This window comes from Albimonas marina (assembly GCF_029223255.1).
In the GTDB taxonomy this organism is placed as follows: Bacteria; Pseudomonadota; Alphaproteobacteria; order Rhodobacterales; family Rhodobacteraceae; genus Albimonas.
In genome coordinates this window covers 319,768-340,119 of record NZ_JARHUC010000008.1, presented here as the reverse complement: position 1 = coordinate 340,119, position 20,352 = coordinate 319,768, and the positions used below count along the sequence as shown (strand labels likewise).

Below are 20,352 nucleotides of genomic sequence, written 5' to 3'. Positions count from 1 at the left end.
CCGTGGCGCGCGCCCGCCCCGTCGGCGGCCGGATCAGGCCGCCTTCGCGTCGACGGCGGGGAAGTCGACGGGGGTGCCGAAGGCCTCGTTGACGTAGTTGGTCAGCGTGTTCAGCGCGACGTGGACCACGATCTCCACCAGCTCGGCGTCGCCGTAGCCGGCCGCGCGCACCTCGTTCAGGTCCGCCTCGGAGACATGGCCGCGGGCGCGCACCAGCTTCACCGCGAAGCGCACCGCCGCGTCGGCCTTCGCGTCGGTCGAGCCGCCGGCGCGGTTGGCCGCGATCTCGGCGTCGTCGAGCTTGGCGAGGTTGCGCGCCAGGTAGCTGTGGGCGGCCAGGCAGTAGCTGCAGCCGTTCTCCTGCGCGACGGCCAGCGCGATGCGCTCGCGGGTCTGGGGCTTCAGCGCGCCCTTGCCCAGCGCGCCGCTGAGGCCCAGCCAGCCCTCCAGCGCGGCGGGGCTGTTGGCGGTCAGGCGGAACAGGTTGGGCACGGAGCCGAGGGACTTCTGCACGCCCTCCAGCAGCGGCTGGGCGGCGGCGGGGGCGTCCTGGATCGTGGCGGGAAGCGGGATGCGGGGCATGGATCGGGTCTCCTGCGATGGGGGCGGCGGGGGCGCCGCGGGATTGAAATAGACAGACCAGTCTGTATATGCAAGCCCGACGTCGATCACGCGCCCGGCATCGGGCGCGCGCCCTTGCGGGGCGCCCGGCAGGGGGGGTAGACGGAACTGTCTGTTAACAAGGGGAAACGGCGTGAAGTCCCGACGCGACGACCTGATCGAAACCGCCCTCCGCCTGTTCTACGCGGGGGGCTTCAACGCCACCGGCATCGACCGGATCCTGGCCGAATCGGGCGTCGCGAAGATGACGCTCTACAAGCACTTCCGCTCGAAGGACGAGCTGATCCTGGCGGTGCTGGAGCGTCGGGACGAGCAGTTCCGCGACTGGCTGATGACCCGCTCCGAGGCCGCCGCGCCCGACGCGCGCGGCCGCCTGCTGGCGATGTTCGACGCGCTGGAGATCTGGTTCCGGGGCGAGGCGTTCACAGGCCTGGGCTTCTCGGGCTGCGCCTTCATCAACGTCGCCGCCGAGTTCTCGGACCAGGCGCACCCCGCCCACAAGGCCGCCGCCGAGCACAAGCGCAAGATCGTGGAGTGGATCGAGGGCCTTTGCGCCGAGGCGGGCGCCGCCGATCCCGCGGCGCTGGCCGAGCAGCTGGCGCTGCTGAAGGAGGGCGCGATCGCCACCGCCCATGTCCGCGACATGCCCCAGGCCGCGCGGATCGCCCGCGACATGGCCGAGGCGCTGCTGGCGGCTGCGCTGCCCGCCGCCCCGACCGCAGGCGCAAGCGCGGGCGCCTGAGGCGCCCCCGCGCTCAGGGCCTGAGCATTCCGATCAGGTCGTTGGCCCGCCGCAGGCGGGAGGAGACCTGGCCCGCCACCAGTCGGTGGAAGCGGATCGCGAGGACCGGGTCCTCGCTCTCCATCCGCTCCAGGTCCTGGAGGGTCAGGCGCAGCACCTCGCACTCGGTCATCGCCACCACGTCGGCCGAGCGTCGGCCGTCGGTGAACAGCGCCATCTCCCCGATCACCGAGCCGGCGAAGTGGACCCCGACCCGGATCCGACCCGCGACTTCGTCGTCGAGCTCGACCGCCACCGAGCCGCGGCGCAGGAAGAAGATGTCGTCCGCCGTCTCCCGCTGGCGGATCAGCCGCTCGCCCGGGGCCAGGGCCAGCGAGTCGAAGAAGCGGTGCACCTTGGCGCGCGCCACGCCGTCGCCGAAGGGCTCCTCGGTCTCGCGCCCGGCCAGGCCGCCTTCGGGCGCGACGCGGGCGAGCGTCGCCTCCTCCGCCTCCTCGAGCGCCTCGTCGAGCGTGGCGACCAGCTGCGCGCCTTCGTCGAGGAGCGGGCGCAGCGCCTCGGGGCGATGGGCGGTCAGCGCGCGCTCGAGCCCGCACAGCACCACCTCGATCCCCAGCGCCCGCCCGTCGGCGGCGGCCTTGGCGATGCCCTGGATGGCGGAGGTGTCGAGGCTCTGCACATGCTGGAAATCCGCGATCACTCGGCGGATCGAGGGCGTGCCGGCGAGGTCGGCGCCGATCCGCTCGGACAGCTTCGAGATGGTGCCGAAGAACAGCACGCCCTGAAGCTGGTAGACGCGCGTCTCCTCGCCATGGGCCTCCAGCAGCGCGGCCTCCCGGGGGGAGCGCTCGACGGTGCTGAAGCGCACCCGGTTCGAGAAGGTGCGCCGCACCACCGGCGCCGAGATGCAGGAGTGGACGAAGACCGCCACGCTGACCGCGAGCCCCGCGAGGATCCCCTCGAGAAAGCCGATGGTCGCCGCGACGATCAGGATGACGATCACGATGGCGACGTCGCGGGCGGGCAGGGTCCGCCGCTCGACCCAGAGCCACTGGTAGAGCAGGTCCGCCCCCAGGTAGGCGGTGATCCCCCCGAAGACGCAGATCGGCAGCGCCCCGATCAGCGCCGGGCCGGACACCAGCGCCAGCGCGCAGGCCACGCCCGCCGCCACGCAGGCCGCGCGCTGCATCACCCCGAAGCGGCGGGCGAGGAGCGTGAGGCTGATGTAGATGTAGCCCGGCCCGCCCCCCAGCGCGCCCGCCGCGATGTTGGCGAAGCCGACCCCGCGCAGGTCCGCGTCGACCGAGGCGCGCCGGCCGGTCGCGAGCTCGGCCCCCGTGAGGTTCAGGAGCATCCCCACCACGGCCATCGCCACCGCCGTCAGCACCAGCGGCGCCTGGCCCAGGATCGCGCCCCAGTCCGCCCGCGCCGCGGTGTGCAGGGGCATGGCGTCGGTCAGCAGGGTGTCGGGGAACGGCCCCAGCAGCAGCCCCTGGGCGCCGGCCCAGTCGAGCGTCCGGTCCCCCAGCGCCAGCGCCGCGTAGAAGGTCGCGAAGGCGAGGCAGACCACGACGGGCAGGGCGGCGGCGCCGCGGATGCGGCGCGCGGCGACCAGCAGGGCCAGCGCGATGGCCGTCCCCGGCGCCCAGCGCAGCCAGTCCTCGCCCCGCAGCACGATCGCCAGCACCTCGCCCTGGCCGGCGACGCCCAGCATCGAGCCGAAGGCGCCGACCAGCAGGAACCAGCCCGTCGCCGCCATGAAGCCGCCGATCACCGGATAGGGCAGGTAGCGGATCAGGAAGCCCAGCCGGAAGCGGCCGAGCCCGTAGAGCGTGGCCCCGAAGGCCACGGTGGTCGTGGCGAGCAGCATGGCGATGGTCGAGAACCGGTCGAGGCCCGGCCCCGCCTGCCACTCGGTCGCGATGGCGGCGGCGGCGATGGCCACGATCACCGCCGGCGCGTCCTGCACCCCGATCACCGCGCCGCGCAGGGAGGAGGCCGCGGCGCCGACCACGCCCAGCACCGCGCCGCCCGCCAGCATCAGCGTCGCGCCCCGGCCCAGGTCGGCGCCCAGCGGCCCCTTGAAGATCAGCGCCGCGAAGGAGATGGCGAGCACCACCGACAGGATCCCGATGATCGCGAAGGCGAAGGCCTGCACCGCCAGCCGGGTCGGCGCCGAGCGCCGGATGGCGGGCGCGAGCGCGGGCGGCTCCGCCTCCTGCACGCTCACCGTCCCGCCCGCGGGGCGTGCGGCGAGGCGCTCGGACGGCTGGATCGGGATGGGCGGACGCGCCCGACGCCGGGCGTCCGCGCGGGGGCGCGGCTCAGGCCCGGGCCGCGGCCCGATACGCGATGCGCCGATACGCGATGCGCGGCTGCGACCGGGGCCGGATCGGCTTGAGGCTGGGGACGATCACGCATTACGGCGCGGATCGTATCGCGCGCAAACGGAACCCAACATGAATTCGCGATATTTGCGGGCGTTCCCGGGCCGCCCCTCGCCTCAGTCCGCCACCGCCGCGTAGCGCGCCAGGATCGAGGCGACGTCGGGCTCGGTCTCGGGCTCGTCGATGCGGGCGCGGGTCTCGACCGCGTCGAGGTGGGCGTCCATCACCGCGCAGGCGGTCTGCGCATCCTGCTCGCGCAGGGCGGCGACCAGGCGGACATGCTCCTCGACCCCGCATTCGGCCGAATGCGGCCGGCCGAACCGCGCCAGGATCAGCGAGCAACGGGATACGATCTGGCTCACGTAGTCGCTCAGCGTCTGGGAGCCGGTCAGCTCGGCCAGCAGGATGTGGAACTCCCCCGCCAGGCGGATCGAGCGCGGGCCGGCGGAGCGCAGGGCGCGCTCCTCCTCGGCGATATGGGCCTCGAGCGCGTCGATCGCGTCCTTGGACATGCGCCGGCACAGACGCTGCACCACCTCGCGCTCCAGCACCCGGCGCATCTCGAAGACGTCGTGGGCCTGTTCGAGCGTGGGCATGGCGACCGAGGCGCCCTTGTTGGGGACCATGTCCACCAGCCCCTCGACGTTGAGCCGCACCAGCGCGTTGCGCACCGAGGTGCGGCTGACGCCGAAGGTCTCGCCGATCGAGTCCTCGGGCAGCTTCGCGCCGGGGGCCAGCGCCTGCTCCAGGATCGCCCGGCGCAGGGTCGCGTAGATCGCGTCGCTGCGGCTCTGCTGGGTGGACATGGGGCGGGCTCCTTCCCGGTCGCGGGGGCGCTGGGCGCGTCTGGAAATCGGTCCGGCGGCGGGCGTCGGGAAGCGATGGATACGATCCGGGCGCGGATTTGTCCATCTCCAGTTGCGGAAGGGGACGTGCAACGAGCGTCGAGGGCGCTTCCAAGGCCGGGATCGTCGCCGAATCCGGCGCTGGGCCGCCTCGAATCGCGCCTTGGCGCTGCGCTGCAGCGGGGATTTCGCTGCATCGCGGCGGGCTCGATCCGGCCAAGGCTCTGGAATCGTTGCGAATGAAGGCGGGGATGGCGGCGATCTCAAATCTGGCTTGAAATTGTATTCAATCTGACGTCCATAATTGCGACGAAGCCGGCTGCGGATCGCACCGGCGCGGCGAGGGAGCGGGCATGGGCGGGACGGAGAACGGCGCGACGACCGCCCGCGAGGGGATCCCCGCGATGCCCCCGCCGCTGCGTCTCGAGCTGCGCGGCATCCGCAAGGTCTATCCCGCGGTGGTGGCCAACGACGGCATCGACCTCGCCGTCGCGCCGGGCGAGATCCACGCCATCGTCGGCGAGAACGGGGCCGGCAAGTCGACTCTGATGAAGGTGATCTACGGCATGGTCCGCGCCGACGCGGGCGAGATGCTGTGGAACGGGCGCGAGGCGCAGCCCCGCTCCCCCGCCGAGGCCCAGCGCCTGGGCGTGGGCATGGTCTTCCAGCACTTCGCGCTCTTCGACACGCTGACGGTGGCCGAGAACATCGCGCTCGCCATGCCCGACCGTCCGAAGCTGGAGCCGCTGTCGCGCCGCATCGCCGAGGTCGCCGGGCGCTACGGCCTGCCGGTCGACCCGCGCCGGCGCATCGGGACCATGTCGGTGGGCGAGCGCCAGCGGGTCGAGATCATCCGCGCGCTCCTCCAGGATCCGGGCCTGCTGATCATGGACGAGCCGACCTCGGTCCTCACGCCGCAGGCGGTCGAGAGCCTGTTCGTGACGCTGCGCCGGCTCGCCGAGGACGGCTGCTCGATCCTCTACATCTCCCACAAGCTCGAGGAGGTGCGCGCGCTCTGCTCGAAGGCCACCATCCTGCGGGGCGGGCGGGTGACGGGCGTGTGCGATCCGCGCCGGGAGACCGCGGCCTCGATGGCGCGGATGATGATCGGGGCGGACCTGCAGGCCTTCCGCGCGCCCGCGAAGCGCGCGCCGGGGGCGCCGCTGCTGGTGATCGACCGGCTGTCGCTGCCCTCCGCCGACCCGTTCGGGACGGCGCTGGAGGAGATCTCGCTCGAGGTCCGGGCGGGGGAGATCGTGGGCGTCGCCGGCGTCTCGGGCAACGGCCAGGCGGAGCTGATGGACGCGCTCTCGGGCGAGCGGCCCTGCGCCCCCGGCGCGATCCGGCTGGACGGGCGCGACCTGGGGCGGATGGGGCCGCGGGCGCGGCGCCGCCTCGGGCTGGCCTCGGCGCCCGAGGACCGGCTGGGCCGCAGCGCCGCGCCGGAGCTGCCGCTGCACGAGAACGCCTTGCTGACCGCCCGCGCCGCGCGCACGACCCGCTGGGGCTTCCTGCGCCGCGCGCGGATCCGCGCCGGCGCCCGCCGCATCGTCGAGGAGTTCGGCGTGCGCGCCGGCGGGCTGGACGATCCGGCCGGCAGTCTCTCGGGCGGGAACCTGCAGAAGTTCGTCATCGGGCGCGAGATCCTCAACGAGCCGCGCGCCCTGGTGGTGGCCCAGCCGACCTGGGGCGTGGACGTGGGCGCGGCCCTGACCATCCGCCAGGCGCTGATGGACCTGCGCGACCGCGGCGCCGCGGTGGTCGTGATCTCCGAGGAGCTGGACGAGCTGATGGAGATCTCGGACCGCATCGCGGTGATCGCGGGCGGGCGCCTGACCCCCGCCGCGCCCCGCGCCCAATGCGACCGCGACGCCATCGGCCTCGCGATGAGCGGCCGGGCGGGCTCGCCCGCCGCGGGCGCGGCCCAGCAGGAGAGCTCCGATGCCGCTGCGCATTGAACGCCGCCCCCGCCCCTCGCGCCTGATGCGCTGGGCCTCGCCGCTGATCGCGGTGGCGCTGACGCTGCTGGTCGCGATGGCGATGTTCGCGCTGGACGGGAGGCCGCCGCTGACGACGCTGTGGGTGTTCCTCTCGACGCCCTTGTCGGACCTCTACGGCTTCGGAGAGCTGCTCCTGAAGGCGGCGCCCCTGATCCTGATCGGGGTGGGGCTCGCCATCGGCTTCCGCGCAGGCGTGTGGAACATCGGGGCCGAGGGGCAGCTGGTGCTGGGGGTGATCTTCGGCGGCTGGCTGGCGCTGGAGTTCGGGGGCGCGGGCCCCTGGGTTATGCCCGCGATGCTGGTGCTGGGCGGGATCGGCGGCGCGCTCTGGGCCGCGATCCCGGCGCTGCTGAAGACGCGCTTCAACGCCTCCGAGATCCTGACCTCGCTGATGCTGAACTACTGCGCGCAGCTCTGGCTCGCCTACCTGGTGTTCGGGCCCTGGCGCGATCCGGCGGGGTTCAACTTCCCCCAGTCCGCGCCGCTCGCCCCCGACACGCTGCTGCCGATCGTGATCGAGAACACGCGGGCCAACATCGAGATCGTGCTCGCCCTGCTGGCCGCCGCCGTCGCCTGGATCTTCATCGAGCGCACGCACTTGGGCTTCCAGCTCCGCGTCACCGGCGCGGCCGAGGGGGCGGCGCGCTACGCGGGCTTCCCGGTGCGCCGCGCGGTGTGGATCGGGATGCTGTGCGGGGGCTTCGCCGCGGGCGTGGCGGGCGTGGGCGAGATCGCGGGGCCGCTGGGCCAGATCTTCCCCACCGCCTCGGCCGGCTACGGCTACGCCGCGATCATCGTGGCCTTCCTGGGCCGGCTGCATCCGGCGGGGATCGTGCTGGCGGGGCTGTTGCTGGCGCTGCTCGCGATCGCGGGGGACTACGCGCAGATGATGCTGGGGATGCCCTCCTCCATCGGCGGGCTGTTCCAGGGGACGCTGCTGTTCTTCCTGCTGGCCGCCGACGTGCTGACCACCTGGCGCATCCGCCGGGTGGAGGACGCGCCCTCCCCCCTCTCCAGCGCCGAGGCCGCCTGATGCCCGACCTTCTCCCCGTCCTGGTCGCCGCCCTCGTCGCGGGCACGCCGCTGGTCTACGCCGCACTGGGCGAGCTGGTGACCGAGCGCGCGGGCGTCATCAACCTCGGGGTCGAGGGGATGATGGTGCTGGGCGCCGTCCTCGGCTTCGCCGTGATGAAGGAGACCGGCAGCCTCGAGCGCGCGGTGCTGGCCGCGGCGCTGGCCGGCGCGGCGCTGTCGCTTCCCTTCGCGGTGCTGGCCGTCAGCCTGGGCGCCAACCAGATCGCCGCCGGCCTCGCCCTGACCATCTTCGGGACCAGCCTCGGCTCCTACCTCGGCAAGCCCTACGTGGGCATGGCGCTGGCGCCCGAGCCCAGCGCGCTGCAGCAGGCGGCGGGGGAGCTGCCGCTGCTCGGGCCGCTGCTGGGCCAGCTGCATCCGCTGGTCTGGCTCTCCTGGGCGGTCTTCGCGGGCGTGTGGTGGTTCCTCTACCGCGCCCGCGCCGGCCTGGTGCTGCGGGCGGTGGGCGAGTCCCCCGCCTCGGCCTGGGCCATCGGGCATCCGGTGGCGCGGATCCGCTATCTCGCCGTCCTCTTCGGCGGCGCGATGGCGGGGATCGCGGGGGCCTTCGTCTCGGTCGTCTACACGGCGCTGTGGACCGAGGGGCTGATCGCCGGGCGCGGCTGGATCGCGGTGGCGCTGGTGGTCTTCGCCACCTGGCGGCCGGGGCGATGCTTCGCGGGCGCCTACCTCTTCGGCGGCGCCACCATCGCCCAGCTCTTCGGGCAGACCGCGCTCGCGGCCGTGCCGTCGGAGCTGATGTCGGCGCTGCCCTACCTCGCCACCATCGTCGTGCTGGTCGTGATCTCCCGCGACGGGGCGCGCATGCGCCTGCACGTCCCCGCCTCGCTGGGCAAGCCCTTCGCGGCCTGACCCGCCACCCGCCTCTCCCCGGACCTGCTTCTCTCCAGAAAGGACGCCTGCCATGACCGACCTCTCCCGCCGCCGCCTCCTGCAGGGCGCCGCCGCCGCCGGCCTCGCCACCGGGCTCTCGCCGCTGGCCGCCCGGCCCGTCCTCGCCGCCGGCGAGAAGCTCAAGGTGGGCGTGATCCACATGGGCGCCATCTCCGACACCGGCTGGGAATACTTCCAGGCCGAGGCCTGGCGCGCCCTGCAGGAAGAGTTCCCCGACCAGGTCGAGGTGACGGTGCTGGAGAACATCACCCAGATCCAGGACTGCGAGCGGCTGTTCCGCCAGCTCTCGATCCAGGGCCACCAGCTGCTGTTCGGCACCACCTTCTCGCAGTACGCCTCGCTGCGGAAGCTGGCGCCCTCGCTGCCCAAGTCGCATTTCGAGTGCTGCGCGGGCATCGACGCGGGCCCCAACCTCGGGGTGTTCGAGGCCAAGCACTACGAAGGCACCTACCTGACCGGCATCGCCGCGGGGCGGATGACCAAGTCCAACGTGCTGGGCTGGGTCGGCGCCTTCCCGGTGCCGCAGGTGATCTACTCGCTCAACGCCTTCCTGCTGGGCGCCCGCTCGGTGAACCCCGACGCCACGCTCAAGATCGTCTGGGTCAACGACTGGGTGAACCCGGGCAAGGAGAAGGACGCGGTCGCGACCCTCGTCGCCCAGGGCGCCGACGTGATCTCCGGCTCGCCGAACACGCCCGTGCAGGGGCTGGCGGCGGAGGAGAAGGGCGTGTGGTCCATCGGCTCGACCGGCGACTTCTCGGCCTACGTGAAGGAGAAGCAGCTGGTGAGCTTCGAGCTCGACTGGTCCGCCGCCCATATCGAGGCCGCCAAGGCCGTGATGGCCGGGACCTGGGAGCCGACGGCGCGCTGGCGCGGCCTGGGCGAGGGCGGCTTCGTGAAGATGACCACCGCCTCGCCGGAGCTGCCGGCCTCGGTCGCCGAGGAGATGGCCAAGGCCGAGGCCGCCATCGTCGACGGCTCGCTGCAGATCTTCTCCGGTCCGATCAAGGACAACGGCGGCGAGATCCGCGTGGCCGAGGGCGAGGTGATGGCCCCCGGCGACGTGAAGGGCATGACCTGGCTGGTCGAGGGCGTCGAAGGCTCGCTGCCCAAGGGCTGATCGCCCCCACCCCCGCGGGGACCGGCGCGCCGGTCCCCGCCCCATTGCAACGCCTGCCGGAGCCCCCTCCCGTGACCGACACCCTCTTCGAGAACGCCCTGCTTCCCGACGGATCCCGCGCCGCCCTCGCCGTGACGGGCGGGCGCATCGACGCGGTCCTGCCCGAGGGGGCGCCGCGCCCGGGCGCGGCCACGGTCGTGGATTTCGGCGGCCGGCTGGTCGCGCCGGGCTTCGTCGAGGGGCACATCCACCTCGACACCTCCTTCTGGGGCGAGGCCTGGAAGCCCCACAAGCCCTGCACCGCCGGCTTCGACGTGCATGAGCGGGTGCGCTTCCAGAACGAGAACCTGGCCGAGGCCGATCCGCTCGACATCCGCGCCCGCCGCCAGCTGGAGCTGTGCCTGGCGCAGGGCTCCACCCGGATGCGCAGCCATGTGATGATCGACCTCAACGTGCGCCTGAGCCACGTCGAGACCCTGCTCGCGGTGCGCGAGGAATACGCGGGCCTGATCGACCTCCAGCTCTGCGCCTTCCCCCAGTCGGGCGTGCTCGCGAGCCCCGGGGTGGACAAGCTGATGGACGAGGCGATGGCGATGGGCTGCGACGTGGTCGGCGGCCTCGACCCCGCCGCCTTCGACCGGGACGTCGAGGGGCAGCTGAACGTCGTCTTCGCGCTGGCCGAGAAGCATGGGAAGCCCATCGACATCCACCTGCACGACCACGGCACGCTCGGCGTCTTCGAGATCGAGCGGATCTGCGAGCGCACGGTCGCGGCGGGGATGCAGGGAAAGGTCGGCGTCTCCCACGCCTACGGGCTGGGCGACGTGACGCCGGACCAGCAGAAGAAGGCGGCCGACGTGATCGCGGCGGCAGGGGTCGCGATCATGACCAACGCGCCGGGCGCCCACCCGTTCCCGCCGGTCGCGATCCTGCGGGCTGCGGGCGCGACCGTCTGGTCGGGCTGCGACAACATCCGGGATTCCTGGTGGCCCTACGGCGACGGCGACATGCTGGGGCGCGCGCAGATGATCGGCTACCGCTCGGGCTTCAACACCGACGCGCAGCTCGCCGACGCCTTCGACGTGATCACCGCCGGCGGCGCGACGGCGCTGGGCCTGACCGACCATGGCCTGCGCCCGGGCGCCGCGGCCGATTTCGTCGTGCTGCCGGTCGAGAACGTGCCCGAGGCCGTCGTCTCGGCCCCCGCCGCGCGCGAGGTGTGGAAGAACGGCCGCCTGATCGCCCGCGACGGGCGCATGCTCGACGCGCTCCGCCGCGCCGCCTGACGCGCCGCCTTACGTGTCGGGGCCCCTCGCGGGGGCCCGCTCGCCCGCTCAGCCATAGGTGCGTTCCTCGATCGGCGTCCGCGCGATCAGGTCGAGGATGCGGGCGAGCAGCAGCTCCTCCGCCCGGTTCTTCACCGCGGCCTCGTTCCACACGACATGCACGTCGATGGCGGGCAGGCCGGTGTAGGGGGGCACCTGCCACAGCAGGCCGTCGCGCACGTCCCGGTCGGCCACGTGCAGGGGCAGGGGGCCGATGCCCAGGCCCGCCACCAGCATCCGGCGCACCTCCTCGAGGTGGCTGGACAGGCCGGTGATCGTCTGGCCCAGCGAGGCTTCGGCCCGCATCAGCGTCACCGGGCGCAGCACGTCCTGCAGCCGGTCCGTCTCGAAGCTGACCGAGCGGTGCCCGGCGGTGTCGGCGAGGGTCAGGTCGGTCCGCCCGAACAGCGCGTGCGGCGGGCCGCAGAACAGGCCGAAGAACTCCCGGTAGAGGCGGCGATACTCCAGCCGCGGATTGTGGTCGCGCACCAGGCAGACCGCGAAGGAGGCGCGCTTGGCCATCACCTCGGCGATGGCGTCGGCCGACGAGCGCACCTCGATCGAGAAGCTGGCGTGCGGGTGGGCGGCGTGGAACTCCGCCAGCGCCTGGTCGAACAGCGGGCAGACCACGTGGGAGGCGAGCTCGATCTTCACGTGGCCCTGCACCTCGTCCGTCAGCTCCCGCAGCAGGGTCGAGAGCCGCAGGACCGAGCCGTTGATCTCCAGCGCCTCGCGATACAAGAGGCGCCCCGCGTCGGTCAGCGCGTAGCTGCCCGGTGAGCGGTCGATCAGCCGCCGCCCGATCCGGTCCTCCAGCCGCTTCAGCGCCGCCGAGACCGAGGGCTGCTTCAAGCTCAGCCGCTGCGCGGCCTCGGTGATCGAATGGCTCTCGGCCAGGACCACGAAGGTGCGCAGCAGGTTCCAGTCCAGCTCCCGCGCGACGCGCTCGGGCGCGGTGCGGGGCGTGGGGTCATGGGCGGCGGGCGGGTCCTGCATAGATCGAACCTATAGTCACAATTCTCGATATCTATTTGATCTATGCAGCCCGGCGCCGCCATCCTTTTCCGCAAGAGAGCCTGTGGGAAATCGTGATGTCGTCCGTCGAGGCCCGCGAAGCGCGCCAGCCCTGGATCCTGTTGTCTCCGGCCCTGACGGCCGTGACGCTGCTGCTGTTCGTCCCGCTGATCTTCATCGCGGTCTACAGCTTCTGGCTGCGCACGGCGACGGGCGCGGACGTGGCGGGCTTCCACCTCGACAACTGGGCCGAGGCGCTGAGCGACGCCTTCTATCGCGACATCCTGATCTCGACCCTGCGCATCGCCGCGATCACCACGCTGGTCTGCGCGCTGGCGGGATACCCGGCGGCCTATTTCATCGCCCGCTCGAAGGGCAACAAGATGATCCTGCTGCTGCTCCTGATGCTGCCGTTCTGGATCAGCTACATCATCCGCACGATGAGCTGGATCAACATCCTGGGCGTCTCGGGGGCGATCAACTCGGCCCTGATGGCGCTGGGCGTGATCTCCGAGCCGATCAACATGCTCTACAACGAGGCGACGGTGATCCTGGGGCTGGTGCACTTCCTGCTGCCCTTCATGATCCTCAACATCTTCGTCTCCCTGGAAGGCATCGACACGAACCTCGAGGACGCGGCGACCTCGCTCGGCGCGACGCGCTGGCAGGCGTTCCTCGAGGTGACGCTGCCGCTGTCGCTGCCGGGGCTCGCGGCCGGGGGGCTCTTGTGCTTCGTGCTGGGGGCGGGGACCTACATCACGCCGCTGGTGCTGGGCGGGCCGACCGACGCGATGTTCGCGAACCTGGTGTTCGAGGCGATCATCACCCAGCTGAACTGGCCGCTGGGCTCCGCGCTCAGCCTGATGCTGCTGGCGGTGCTGGGGCTGCTGGTGGCGATCTACAACCGCTACCTGGGCATGGCGCAGCTGATGAAGGGGCTGGGCTGATGCGCGGGTTCTCCCTCGGCTGGGCGGCCGTCTCGACCTGGGCGGTGCTCGTCTACGTCTTCATGTTCCTGCCGGTGGCGGTGGTGGTGCTGCTCAGCTTCAACGCCTCCCAGTTCGGGTCCTTCCCGATGACCGGCTTCTCGCTGCGCTGGTTCGTGGAGCTGGCGGAGAACGAGGCGATCCTGCGCGCCTTCCGCACCTCGATCGTGCTGGGGCTGATGACGGCGGCGATCTCAACCACGCTGGGGGTGCTGGCGAGCCTGGCGCTGGTGCGCTACCGGGTGCCGGGGGCGAACGCGATCTCGACCCTGCTGATCGCGCCGATCCTGGTGCCGGAGGTGGTGCTGGCGGTCGCGCTGCTGCTGTTCCTCAACTTCCTGGGCCTGCACAAGAGCTTCGCGCTGCTGCTCTTCGGCCACGTGATCTTCACGCTGCCCTTCGTGGTGCTGGTGGTGCAGGCGCGCCTGGTCGCGATCAAGCCCGAGCTGGAGGAGGCGGCGCAGAGCCTGGGCGCCAGCCCGGTGCAGACCTTCTTCCAGGTGACCCTGCCGCTGATGGCCCCCGCGGTCGCGGCCGGCGCGCTCTTCGCCTTCACGATCAGCTTCGACGACATCACCGGGACCCTGTTCTGGAAGCCCGGCGGCGTCGAGACCGTGCCCACCCAGATCTTCGCCATGCTGCGCAACTCGATCAGTCCCGAGATCAACGCGCTGGGCACGGTGATGATCCTGATGACCGTCGGCCTGCCCCTGATCGGCGCGGCCGTGGCCCGACGCCTCGCCGCCCGATCCGGCGGCTGAGGCCCTCTCTCGCGGACCGGGCCGCCAGACGCCCGGCCGCCTCCACCCCGACAAGGAGACGTCGATGACCCGCAAGATGGACGACATCACCCGCTACGAACGCGCGCGCGAGCGCGTGCTGAACGGCGACCTCGACCGCCGCACGTTCATGGGGCTGCTCGGCGCCGCCGGCGCCGCCTACGGGCTGGTCACGCCCTACCGGGCGCTGGCCGCGAACGTGTCGGAGGTCCGCTTCGACGGCTGGGGCGGCGTGGTGTCCGAGGCGCTGCGCGCCAACGCCTTCGACCCGTTCACCAAGGCCACCGGCATCACCGTCGTCGACGGCACCTTCGGCGGCGGGGACGAGTACCTGAGCCGGGTGAAGGCCTCCCAGCCGGGCGAGTACAACATCGCCCACCTCTCGGGCGTCTTCGACTACGCGCGCTATCACGGGCTGGGCCTGACCTCGGAGCTCAACGAGGCCAACATCCCCAACCTGGAGTACGTGATCCCCAAGCTGGTGGACGTGTTCCGCAAGGTCACCGACGGCAGCCTGTCCTGCGTGCCCTTCGACTACGGCACCACCGGCATCGCCTACAACCGCAAGCACATCTCGGACGAGGAGATGAAGGAGAAGGGCGCCAAGATCCTCATCGACGAGGCGCACAAGGGCAAGATCGGCGGCTGGGCCGACTGGCGCACCCGCATGTGGTACGCCGCGCTGCAGACCGACCAGGACCCCAACGGCGTGACCGACGAGGACGCCTGCTGGGACGCGATCCGCGCCCACCGGGACCTCGCGCTGAAGTACTGGACCTCGGGCGCCGAGCTGATGTCGCTGCTGGCGGAGGAGGAGATCCACGTCACCGAGGGCTGGTCCGGCCGCATCTACGCGCTGCAGGAGCAGGGCCACGACATCGGCTACTACGACCCGCCCAACGGCTACGGCTGGCAGGAGTGCATGTTCGTCCTCAAGGGCTCTCCGATGGAGGCGTGCGAGGAGCTCCTGAACTTCATGCTCGCGCCCGAGACCTCGATCGCGGTGGCCGAGGGGCAGAACTACCCGCCCGCGCTCGACCCGCAGAAGGTGGACCTGGGCGCCAAGATCCCCAAGCTGCCGGCCTTCGACCCCTCGGGCACGCTCGACGGGCTGACCTTCGCCGATCCCGCCTACTGGAACGGCCACGAGGCCGAGTGGTCGAAGACCTTCGGCCGCGTCCAGAAGGGCTACTGAGGTCCCCGCGCCCTCCCTTCCGGGGGAGGGCGCCCCAGGCCGGGAGGCTCCGCGCCCGATGAGTTCCGTTCTGCTCAAGGACATCGTGAAGCGCTTCGGCGACTTCACCGCCGTCCACAAGACCACGCTCGAGATCCCCGAGGGCGCGTTCGTGACGCTGCTCGGCCCCTCGGGCTGCGGCAAGACCACGAACCTGCGCATGATCGCGGGCCTGCTGGACCCGACCGAGGGCGAGATCCTGATCGGCGGCAAGCGCATGAACGAGGTGCCGATCCACAATCGCAACCTCGGGATCGTGTTCCAGAACTACGCGCTGTTCCCCCACAAGACCGTGGCCGAGAACGTCGCCTTCGGCCTGAAGTACCGCAAGGTCCCGAAGGACGAGATCGCCCGCAGGGTGAAGGCCGCGCTGGAGCTGGTGCAGCTGCCCCACGTGGGCGACCGCCACCCAAGGGCGCTGTCGGGCGGCCAGCAGCAGCGCATCGCGCTCGCCCGCGCGGTGGTGATCGACCCCGACGTGCTGCTGCTGGACGAGCCGCTGTCCGCCCTCGACGCCAACCTGCGCGAGGACATGCGCGTCGAGCTCAAGCGCATCCAGGACCGCATCGGCGTGACCACCGTCTTCGTCACCCACGACCAGTCCGAGGCGCTGGCGCTGTCGGACCGGATCGTGGTGATGAGCGCGGGCCGGGTCGAGCAGGTCGGCACGCCCGAGGAGGTCTACAACGCCCCGGCTTCCGAGTTCGTGGCGAACTTCCTCGGCGCCTCCAACATCCTCGACGCCCGCTGCATGGCCGCGGGGCCGCAGGGCGCGACGCTCGAGGCGCCGGTCTTCGGCCCCGTCGACGTGGCGGCCGAGCGCGCGCCGGGCGTCCGGCAGGGCCCCGCCAAGCTGGTGCTGCGGGCCGAGAAGCTGCAGCTCCTGCCCGCGGGCGCGGCCCCCGAGGGGATGATCGCCGCCCCCGCCACCGTCGAGGCGGTGGACTACCAGGGCCAGACGGTGCGCTACTTCGTGCGGCTCGGCGACCGGCAGATGCAGGCGATCAACATGATCGACCGCCGCCCCTTCGCCCAGGGCGACGCCGTCGTCGCCGCCTTCCGCCCGCGCGACTGCGCGGCGCTGGCGGGTTCGGGCGCTGGCGCAGAGGCGGGCGCGGGAGCCTGAGATGAGCAACCTCTTCTACCAGGGCCGCGGCCGCAAGCCGGTGCTGGAGCAGGCCCGCGGCGTCTACATCTGGGACAAGGACGGCCGGCGCTATCTCGACGGATCCTCCGGCGCGATGGTGTGCAACATCGGCCATTCCAACCCCGCCGTCCTCGCCGCCATGCAGCGGCAGATGGAGAAGGCGACCTTCGGCTACCGCCTGCATTTCGAGACCGAGGCCTCCGAGACGCTGGCCGCCCGCCTCGCCTCGCTCATGCCCGCGGGGCTGACGCGGGTGTTCTTCGTCTCCGGCGGGTCCGAGGCGGTGGAGAGCGCGATGAAGCTCGCCCGCAGCCATGCGCTCGCGACCGGGCGGGAGGGGCGGTGGAAGGTGATCTCCCGCGCGCCCTCCTACCACGGCTGCACGCTGGGCGCGCTGGCGGTGACGGGCTACGCGCCCCTGACCCGGCCGTTCGAGCCGATGATGCGGCCGATGCCCAAGGTGCCCGCGCCGCGCGCCTATCTCGACGGGCTCGATCCCGACGACCCGGAGACGGGGCGCCGCTACGCCGCCCAGCTGGATGCGGCGATCGAGGCGGAGGGGCCCGACAGCGTGCTCGCCTTCCTCGTCGAGCCGGTCGGCGGCGCCTCGACCGGGGCGCTGGTGCCGCCCGCGGGCTACATGGAGGCGGTGCGCGAGGTCTGCGACCGCCACGGCGTGCTGCTGATCATGGACGAGGTGATGACCGGCGCCGGGCGCACCGGGCGCTTCCTGGGCTGCGAGCACTGGGGGACGCGGCCTGACATCGTGGTGATGTCCAAGGGCCTGGGCGCGGGCTACGCGCCGCTGGGCGCGATGATCGCGGACGAGAAGCTGGTCGAACCCGTGCTGGACGCCGGCGGCTTCCCCCACGGCTTCACCTACGCGGGCAATCCGCTCGCCTGCGCCGCGGGGCTGGCGGTGGTCGAGGAGATCGAGCGCCAGGAGCTCTGCGCCAACGCCGAGCGGATGGGCGAGGCGCTGATGGCCCGCCTGCACGGCCTGATGCAGAAGCACGAGCTGATCGGGGACGTGCGCGGCAAGGGCCTGCTGACGGCGTTCGAGCTGATGGCCGACCGCGAGACCAAGGCCCCGCTGCCCGCGCATCTGAACGCCCACCAGCGGCTGGTGGACCTCGCCTACGAACGCGGCCTGATCGTCTATTCCCGCCGCACCCGCGACGGGGTGGAGGGGGACCATATCCTGGTCTGCCCGCCGCTGATCCTGAACGCCGACCACCTCGACGAGATCGTCGAGGGGCTCGACGCCTCGCTGTCCGATCTCGCCGCCGAACTCGCCCCCGCGCTGCGGGCGGGCTGACGCGGGCCCGCCCGCCGTGCAGGCGCCCCGGGCTCGACCCGGGGCGCGCCGCGCCGCGATCCTCTCGACAGAAACCGCGAAGGGTGCCCGACGTGTCCAAGATCCTGATCCCCTGCGCTGTCGCCGGCCCGATCCGGAGGCCCTCGATGTCGTCGCGCCTGCCGGCGCCTCCCGCCGAGGCCCGGGCCCTGCCGGGCCTGAAGGGCGCCGAGCGGAGGGCGATCCGATGAGCCTGCGTCTGCGCCTCGCCGCCGCGGAGGACGCCGCGCGCCTGAACGCGGCGCTGGCGGGCCTGTCGCGGGACCTGGGCGACGACCACGCGGCGGAGGTCGAGACGCTGCGCGCCGCGGGCTGGGGGCCGGCGGCCGCCTTCCGCGCCCAGATCGCCGAGACGGGGCCCGGGCCGCTGGTCGGCGCGACGCTCTATTCGCCGGTCTTCTCGACCGTGCGCGGGGGGGCGGGGATCTACGTGTCGGACCTCTGGGCCTCGCCGGCCATGCGCGGCCAGGGGCTGGGCCGGCGGCTGCTGGCCGCGGCGCTGGCCGACGGGGCGGAGACCTGGGGGGCGGGGTTCATCAAGCTCGCCGCCTATCACGCCAGCGTCGACGCGCTGCGCTTCTACGACCGCCTGGGCTTCCAGGTGATCGAGGGGCAGCACGATCTTCTGCTCGACGCCGCGGGCTGCGCGGCGCTGGCGGAATCAGAGTGACGCCATCGGCGGCGAGGTGGCTCACGCCGCCGATGGCGTCCGCGCCCGGAGCCGGAGACCGGCGTCGCTTCGGGGGAGCGACGCCGGCGCCGCGGGGCTCGGCCGACTAGCGGCCCCAGGCGACCTGCTGGGCCGGCCGCATCCGCGGCAGGTCCACGATCGGCGGACGGGCGCCCCCCCCACGCGACGCCGCGCTCCGACCCGAGGGAGACAGGCGGTAGGCGACGCCGCGATAGCGCATCGGCATGTTGCGCGACGCGGGCGCCGCGAGGGACCCCAGCCCGTCGTGCGTCACGCCGCGGTAGACCAGGGCCAGCGGGGCGCGGGGCGGGGTCTGGGCGATGCCGTCGTGCGGAAACCCGCGGTAGATCATCTCAGCCATGCTTGCGTTCCTTCCGAACCGCCCTGGGGCGAGCGCCGTCGTGGCGCTGGAGACCACCCTGCACCGGTTGCGCCGCCCCCGATGTGATCCCGACCACAGGGCGCGTGTGAACCCGGTCACACCCCTCGCGCAGGCCCGCCCGGCCGGCGCCCCGCGCGGCCTGTGATCGCGCTCACATGCCGCCGTCGCCCCGGTCACAGCCGGCGCCGGCCGTTTCGTGGCGTCCTCCCGCCCCAAGAAAAGGAGGAGCGCCATGACGACCGACATCTGGATCGCGCTGGCCGCGGCGAACTTCGCGGCCTCGGTCGCGCCGGGGCAGAACGTGGCCTTCGTGGGGGCGGCCACCGCCCGCTCGGGTCTCGCGGGCGGCGCGGCGGCGATCGGCGGGATCCTGGCGGCGGAGGCGGCGTGGACGGTGCTGGCGGTCGGGCTGATCCTGAAGGCGCGGGCGGTGGAGCCCGAGCTGCTGCTGGCGCTGCAGGCGGCGGGGGGCGCGGCGCTGATCTGGTGCGGCTGGCGGGCCCTGCGCAGCGCCGTCGCCCTCCCGCAGGCCGTCTGCGGCCTGCCGCCCCTGCGCGCGCGCCTGGCGGCCGAGGGGCTGTGGGTGGGCCTCGCCAACCCGCTGGCGTTGATGTTCTTCGTCTCGCTGCTGCCGAGCCTGCTGGGGGGCGGCGCCGCGGCGCTGGGCCCGCGGGAGACGGGCCTGTGCATCGCGGTGGTCGTCGCCTCCTCGGCGGCGGCGCTGACGCCCTACCTGGCGGTCTCGACCGCGCTGGTGCAGGCGGGGCTGGCGCGGGGGCTGAACCTGATCTCGGCCGCCTCGCTGCTGGTCGTGGGCGCCTTCGCCGTCTCCCGCGCGCTGGCCTGAGCCGGCGCGGCCTCAGCGCCCGCGCGACAGCGACTGGGCGCGGCGGGCGCGCTCGGCCAGCTCGGACAGGTCGGGGATCTGCAGAAGGCCGTCCTCCAGCCCGATCAGCCCGTCGTGGGTCAGGGCCGCGAGGCGCTTGTTCACCGCCTCCCGCGTCACTCCCAGCATCCGCGCGAGGTCGGTCTGGGAAAAGCGGCGCGTGAAGCGGGCGGCGGGGCCGTCGAGCTCGGCATGGGCCATCGCCAGCTCCTGCAGCTTCTGCGACAGGCGCGCGTCGAGGCCGAGGAAGGCGAAGGAGCCCATCGCCTCGGTGTTGCGGCGCAGGATCTCGCACAGCAGGCGGATCACCTGGCGTCCGAGCTGCGGGTCGGCCAGCAGCGCCTCGTCGAAGGCGGCGGCGGGGGTCAGGAGACAGGTGGTCGGCTCCACCGCGGTGGCGTTGGCGGTGCGGGGCAGGCCGTCGAGCAGGGCGATCTCCCCGAAGGGCTCGCCGGGCTCCAGCAGGGTCAGCGTCAGCTCCCGCCCCTCGTCGTCGGCGATCCAGATGCGCACCAGCCCGTCGAGCACCACGCGCAGGCCGTCGGCCTCGTCGCCCTCCATGAACAGGGTGCTGCCCGCGGCGTGGCGTCCGATCGCGCTGCGCCGCGCGAGGGCGGCGAGCGTCTCCGCCTGCGCCTCGGCGAAGAGGTGGCAGGCGCGTATCGCCTCGCTCTTGTCCATCGGTTGGGACGTCTCCGGCTGGGACGCGCGGGCAGGCTCGCCGGCGCGGCCGCAGGTTCGCCCGTGGAAGGGGCGGAGATCAAGGGCCTGCGACCCTGCGGAAACCCTGCCGGCGGCAGGGACCGGGTGGCGGGGGGCGCGGCGCCGGTGGCCCCGGGGCGAGCCG

Annotated in this window: 19 protein-coding genes; 13 read left to right on the top strand and 6 right to left on the bottom strand. The window is 72.8% G+C overall.

The features are described from left to right. Positions 1 to 33: 33 nt before the first annotated feature. On the bottom strand, positions 34 to 582 hold the full coding sequence (locus P2H44_RS21175) for a carboxymuconolactone decarboxylase family protein (protein WP_275766865.1): 549 nt from the start codon (positions 580 to 582) through the stop codon (positions 34 to 36). A gap of 172 nt (positions 583 to 754) precedes the next feature. On the opposite strand from P2H44_RS21175, the gene P2H44_RS21170 reads away from it, so the two are divergent. Next, the gene (locus P2H44_RS21170) at positions 755 to 1,363 is read left to right on the top strand and encodes a TetR/AcrR family transcriptional regulator (protein ID WP_275766864.1); all 609 of its coding nucleotides are present in this window, start codon (positions 755 to 757) and stop codon (positions 1,361 to 1,363) included. 13 nt (positions 1,364 to 1,376) lie between these two features. Here P2H44_RS21170 and P2H44_RS21165 read toward each other — a convergent pair whose 3' ends face one another. Both P2H44_RS21165 and P2H44_RS21160 read right to left on the bottom strand, forming a co-directional pair. Then, entirely contained in the window at positions 1,377 to 3,593 is a 2,217-nt protein-coding gene (locus P2H44_RS21165) for a SulP family inorganic anion transporter (protein WP_275766863.1), read from the bottom strand. A 273-nt stretch (positions 3,594 to 3,866) separates the two neighbouring features. After that, positions 3,867 to 4,556: a GntR family transcriptional regulator gene (locus P2H44_RS21160; RefSeq protein ID WP_275766861.1), complete on the bottom strand. Its 690-nt coding sequence runs from the start codon at positions 4,554 to 4,556 to the stop codon at positions 3,867 to 3,869. A gap of 392 nt (positions 4,557 to 4,948) precedes the next feature. Between P2H44_RS21160 and P2H44_RS21155 the strand changes: the two genes are divergently transcribed. The 5 genes from P2H44_RS21155 to P2H44_RS21135 all read left to right on the top strand — a co-directional run bounded on the left by P2H44_RS21155 (position 4,949) and on the right by P2H44_RS21135 (position 10,990). Next, positions 4,949 to 6,553: an ABC transporter ATP-binding protein gene (locus P2H44_RS21155; RefSeq protein ID WP_275766858.1), complete on the top strand. Its 1,605-nt coding sequence runs from the start codon at positions 4,949 to 4,951 to the stop codon at positions 6,551 to 6,553. After that, positions 6,537 to 7,628, top strand: coding sequence for an ABC transporter permease (locus P2H44_RS21150; RefSeq protein ID WP_275766856.1), 1,092 nt, complete (start codon positions 6,537 to 6,539; stop codon positions 7,626 to 7,628). Before P2H44_RS21155 ends, P2H44_RS21150 begins: the two co-directional genes overlap by 17 nt. Continuing rightward, a complete protein-coding gene (locus P2H44_RS21145; RefSeq protein ID WP_275766854.1) occupies positions 7,628 to 8,542 on the top strand; it encodes an ABC transporter permease in 915 nt (304 codons plus the stop codon). Before P2H44_RS21150 ends, P2H44_RS21145 begins: the two co-directional genes overlap by 1 nt. 52 nt (positions 8,543 to 8,594) lie before the next feature. Then, positions 8,595 to 9,704 (top strand): BMP family ABC transporter substrate-binding protein, encoded by a 1,110-nt coding sequence (locus P2H44_RS21140; protein ID WP_275766851.1) that lies wholly within the window; start codon positions 8,595 to 8,597, stop codon positions 9,702 to 9,704. Positions 9,705 to 9,775: 71 nt separating this feature from the next. Further along, on the top strand, positions 9,776 to 10,990 hold the full coding sequence (locus tag P2H44_RS21135) for an amidohydrolase family protein (RefSeq protein WP_275766848.1): 1,215 nt from the start codon (positions 9,776 to 9,778) through the stop codon (positions 10,988 to 10,990). Positions 10,991 to 11,038: 48 nt separating this feature from the next. On the opposite strand, the gene P2H44_RS21130 is transcribed toward P2H44_RS21135, so the two are convergent. Continuing rightward, on the bottom strand, positions 11,039 to 12,025 hold the full coding sequence (locus P2H44_RS21130) for a LysR family transcriptional regulator (protein WP_275766845.1): 987 nt from the start codon (positions 12,023 to 12,025) through the stop codon (positions 11,039 to 11,041). Between the two features lie 95 nt (positions 12,026 to 12,120). Here P2H44_RS21130 and P2H44_RS21125 point away from each other — a divergent pair, with 95 nt between their 5' ends. The 6 genes from P2H44_RS21125 (at position 12,121) to P2H44_RS21100 (ending at position 18,216) form a co-directional block, all read left to right on the top strand. Continuing rightward, a complete protein-coding gene (locus P2H44_RS21125; RefSeq protein ID WP_275766844.1) occupies positions 12,121 to 12,990 on the top strand; it encodes an ABC transporter permease in 870 nt (289 codons plus the stop codon). Next, positions 12,990 to 13,790, top strand: coding sequence for an ABC transporter permease (locus P2H44_RS21120; protein ID WP_275766842.1), 801 nt, complete (start codon positions 12,990 to 12,992; stop codon positions 13,788 to 13,790). Before P2H44_RS21125 ends, P2H44_RS21120 begins: the two co-directional genes overlap by 1 nt. A 76-nt stretch (positions 13,791 to 13,866) precedes the next feature. Continuing rightward, positions 13,867 to 15,003, top strand: coding sequence for an ABC transporter substrate-binding protein (locus tag P2H44_RS21115; protein ID WP_462976312.1), 1,137 nt, complete (start codon positions 13,867 to 13,869; stop codon positions 15,001 to 15,003). A 58-nt stretch (positions 15,004 to 15,061) separates the two neighbouring features. Next, positions 15,062 to 16,168 (top strand): ABC transporter ATP-binding protein, encoded by a 1,107-nt coding sequence (locus tag P2H44_RS21110; RefSeq protein ID WP_275766838.1) that lies wholly within the window; start codon positions 15,062 to 15,064, stop codon positions 16,166 to 16,168. 1 nt (position 16,169) lies between these two features. Then, positions 16,170 to 17,507 (top strand): aminotransferase family protein, encoded by a 1,338-nt coding sequence (locus P2H44_RS21105; protein ID WP_275766835.1) that lies wholly within the window; start codon positions 16,170 to 16,172, stop codon positions 17,505 to 17,507. A 226-nt stretch (positions 17,508 to 17,733) separates the two neighbouring features. Then, positions 17,734 to 18,216, top strand: a complete 483-nt coding sequence (locus P2H44_RS21100; protein WP_275766834.1) for a GNAT family N-acetyltransferase — start codon at positions 17,734 to 17,736, stop codon at positions 18,214 to 18,216. Positions 18,217 to 18,322: 106 nt separating this feature from the next. Here the strand turns inward: P2H44_RS21100 and P2H44_RS21095 are convergent, their stop codons facing one another. Then, positions 18,323 to 18,598: a hypothetical protein gene (locus P2H44_RS21095; RefSeq protein WP_275766832.1), complete on the bottom strand. Its 276-nt coding sequence runs from the start codon at positions 18,596 to 18,598 to the stop codon at positions 18,323 to 18,325. 253 nt (positions 18,599 to 18,851) lie between these two features. On the opposite strand from P2H44_RS21095, the gene P2H44_RS21090 reads away from it, so the two are divergent. Beyond that, positions 18,852 to 19,466 (top strand): LysE family transporter, encoded by a 615-nt coding sequence (locus P2H44_RS21090; protein WP_275766830.1) that lies wholly within the window; start codon positions 18,852 to 18,854, stop codon positions 19,464 to 19,466. Between the two features lie 12 nt (positions 19,467 to 19,478). On the opposite strand, the gene P2H44_RS21085 is transcribed toward P2H44_RS21090, so the two are convergent. Continuing rightward, on the bottom strand, positions 19,479 to 20,186 hold the full coding sequence (locus P2H44_RS21085) for a Crp/Fnr family transcriptional regulator (protein WP_275766829.1): 708 nt from the start codon (positions 20,184 to 20,186) through the stop codon (positions 19,479 to 19,481). Between the last annotated feature and the right edge of the window lie 166 nt (positions 20,187 to 20,352).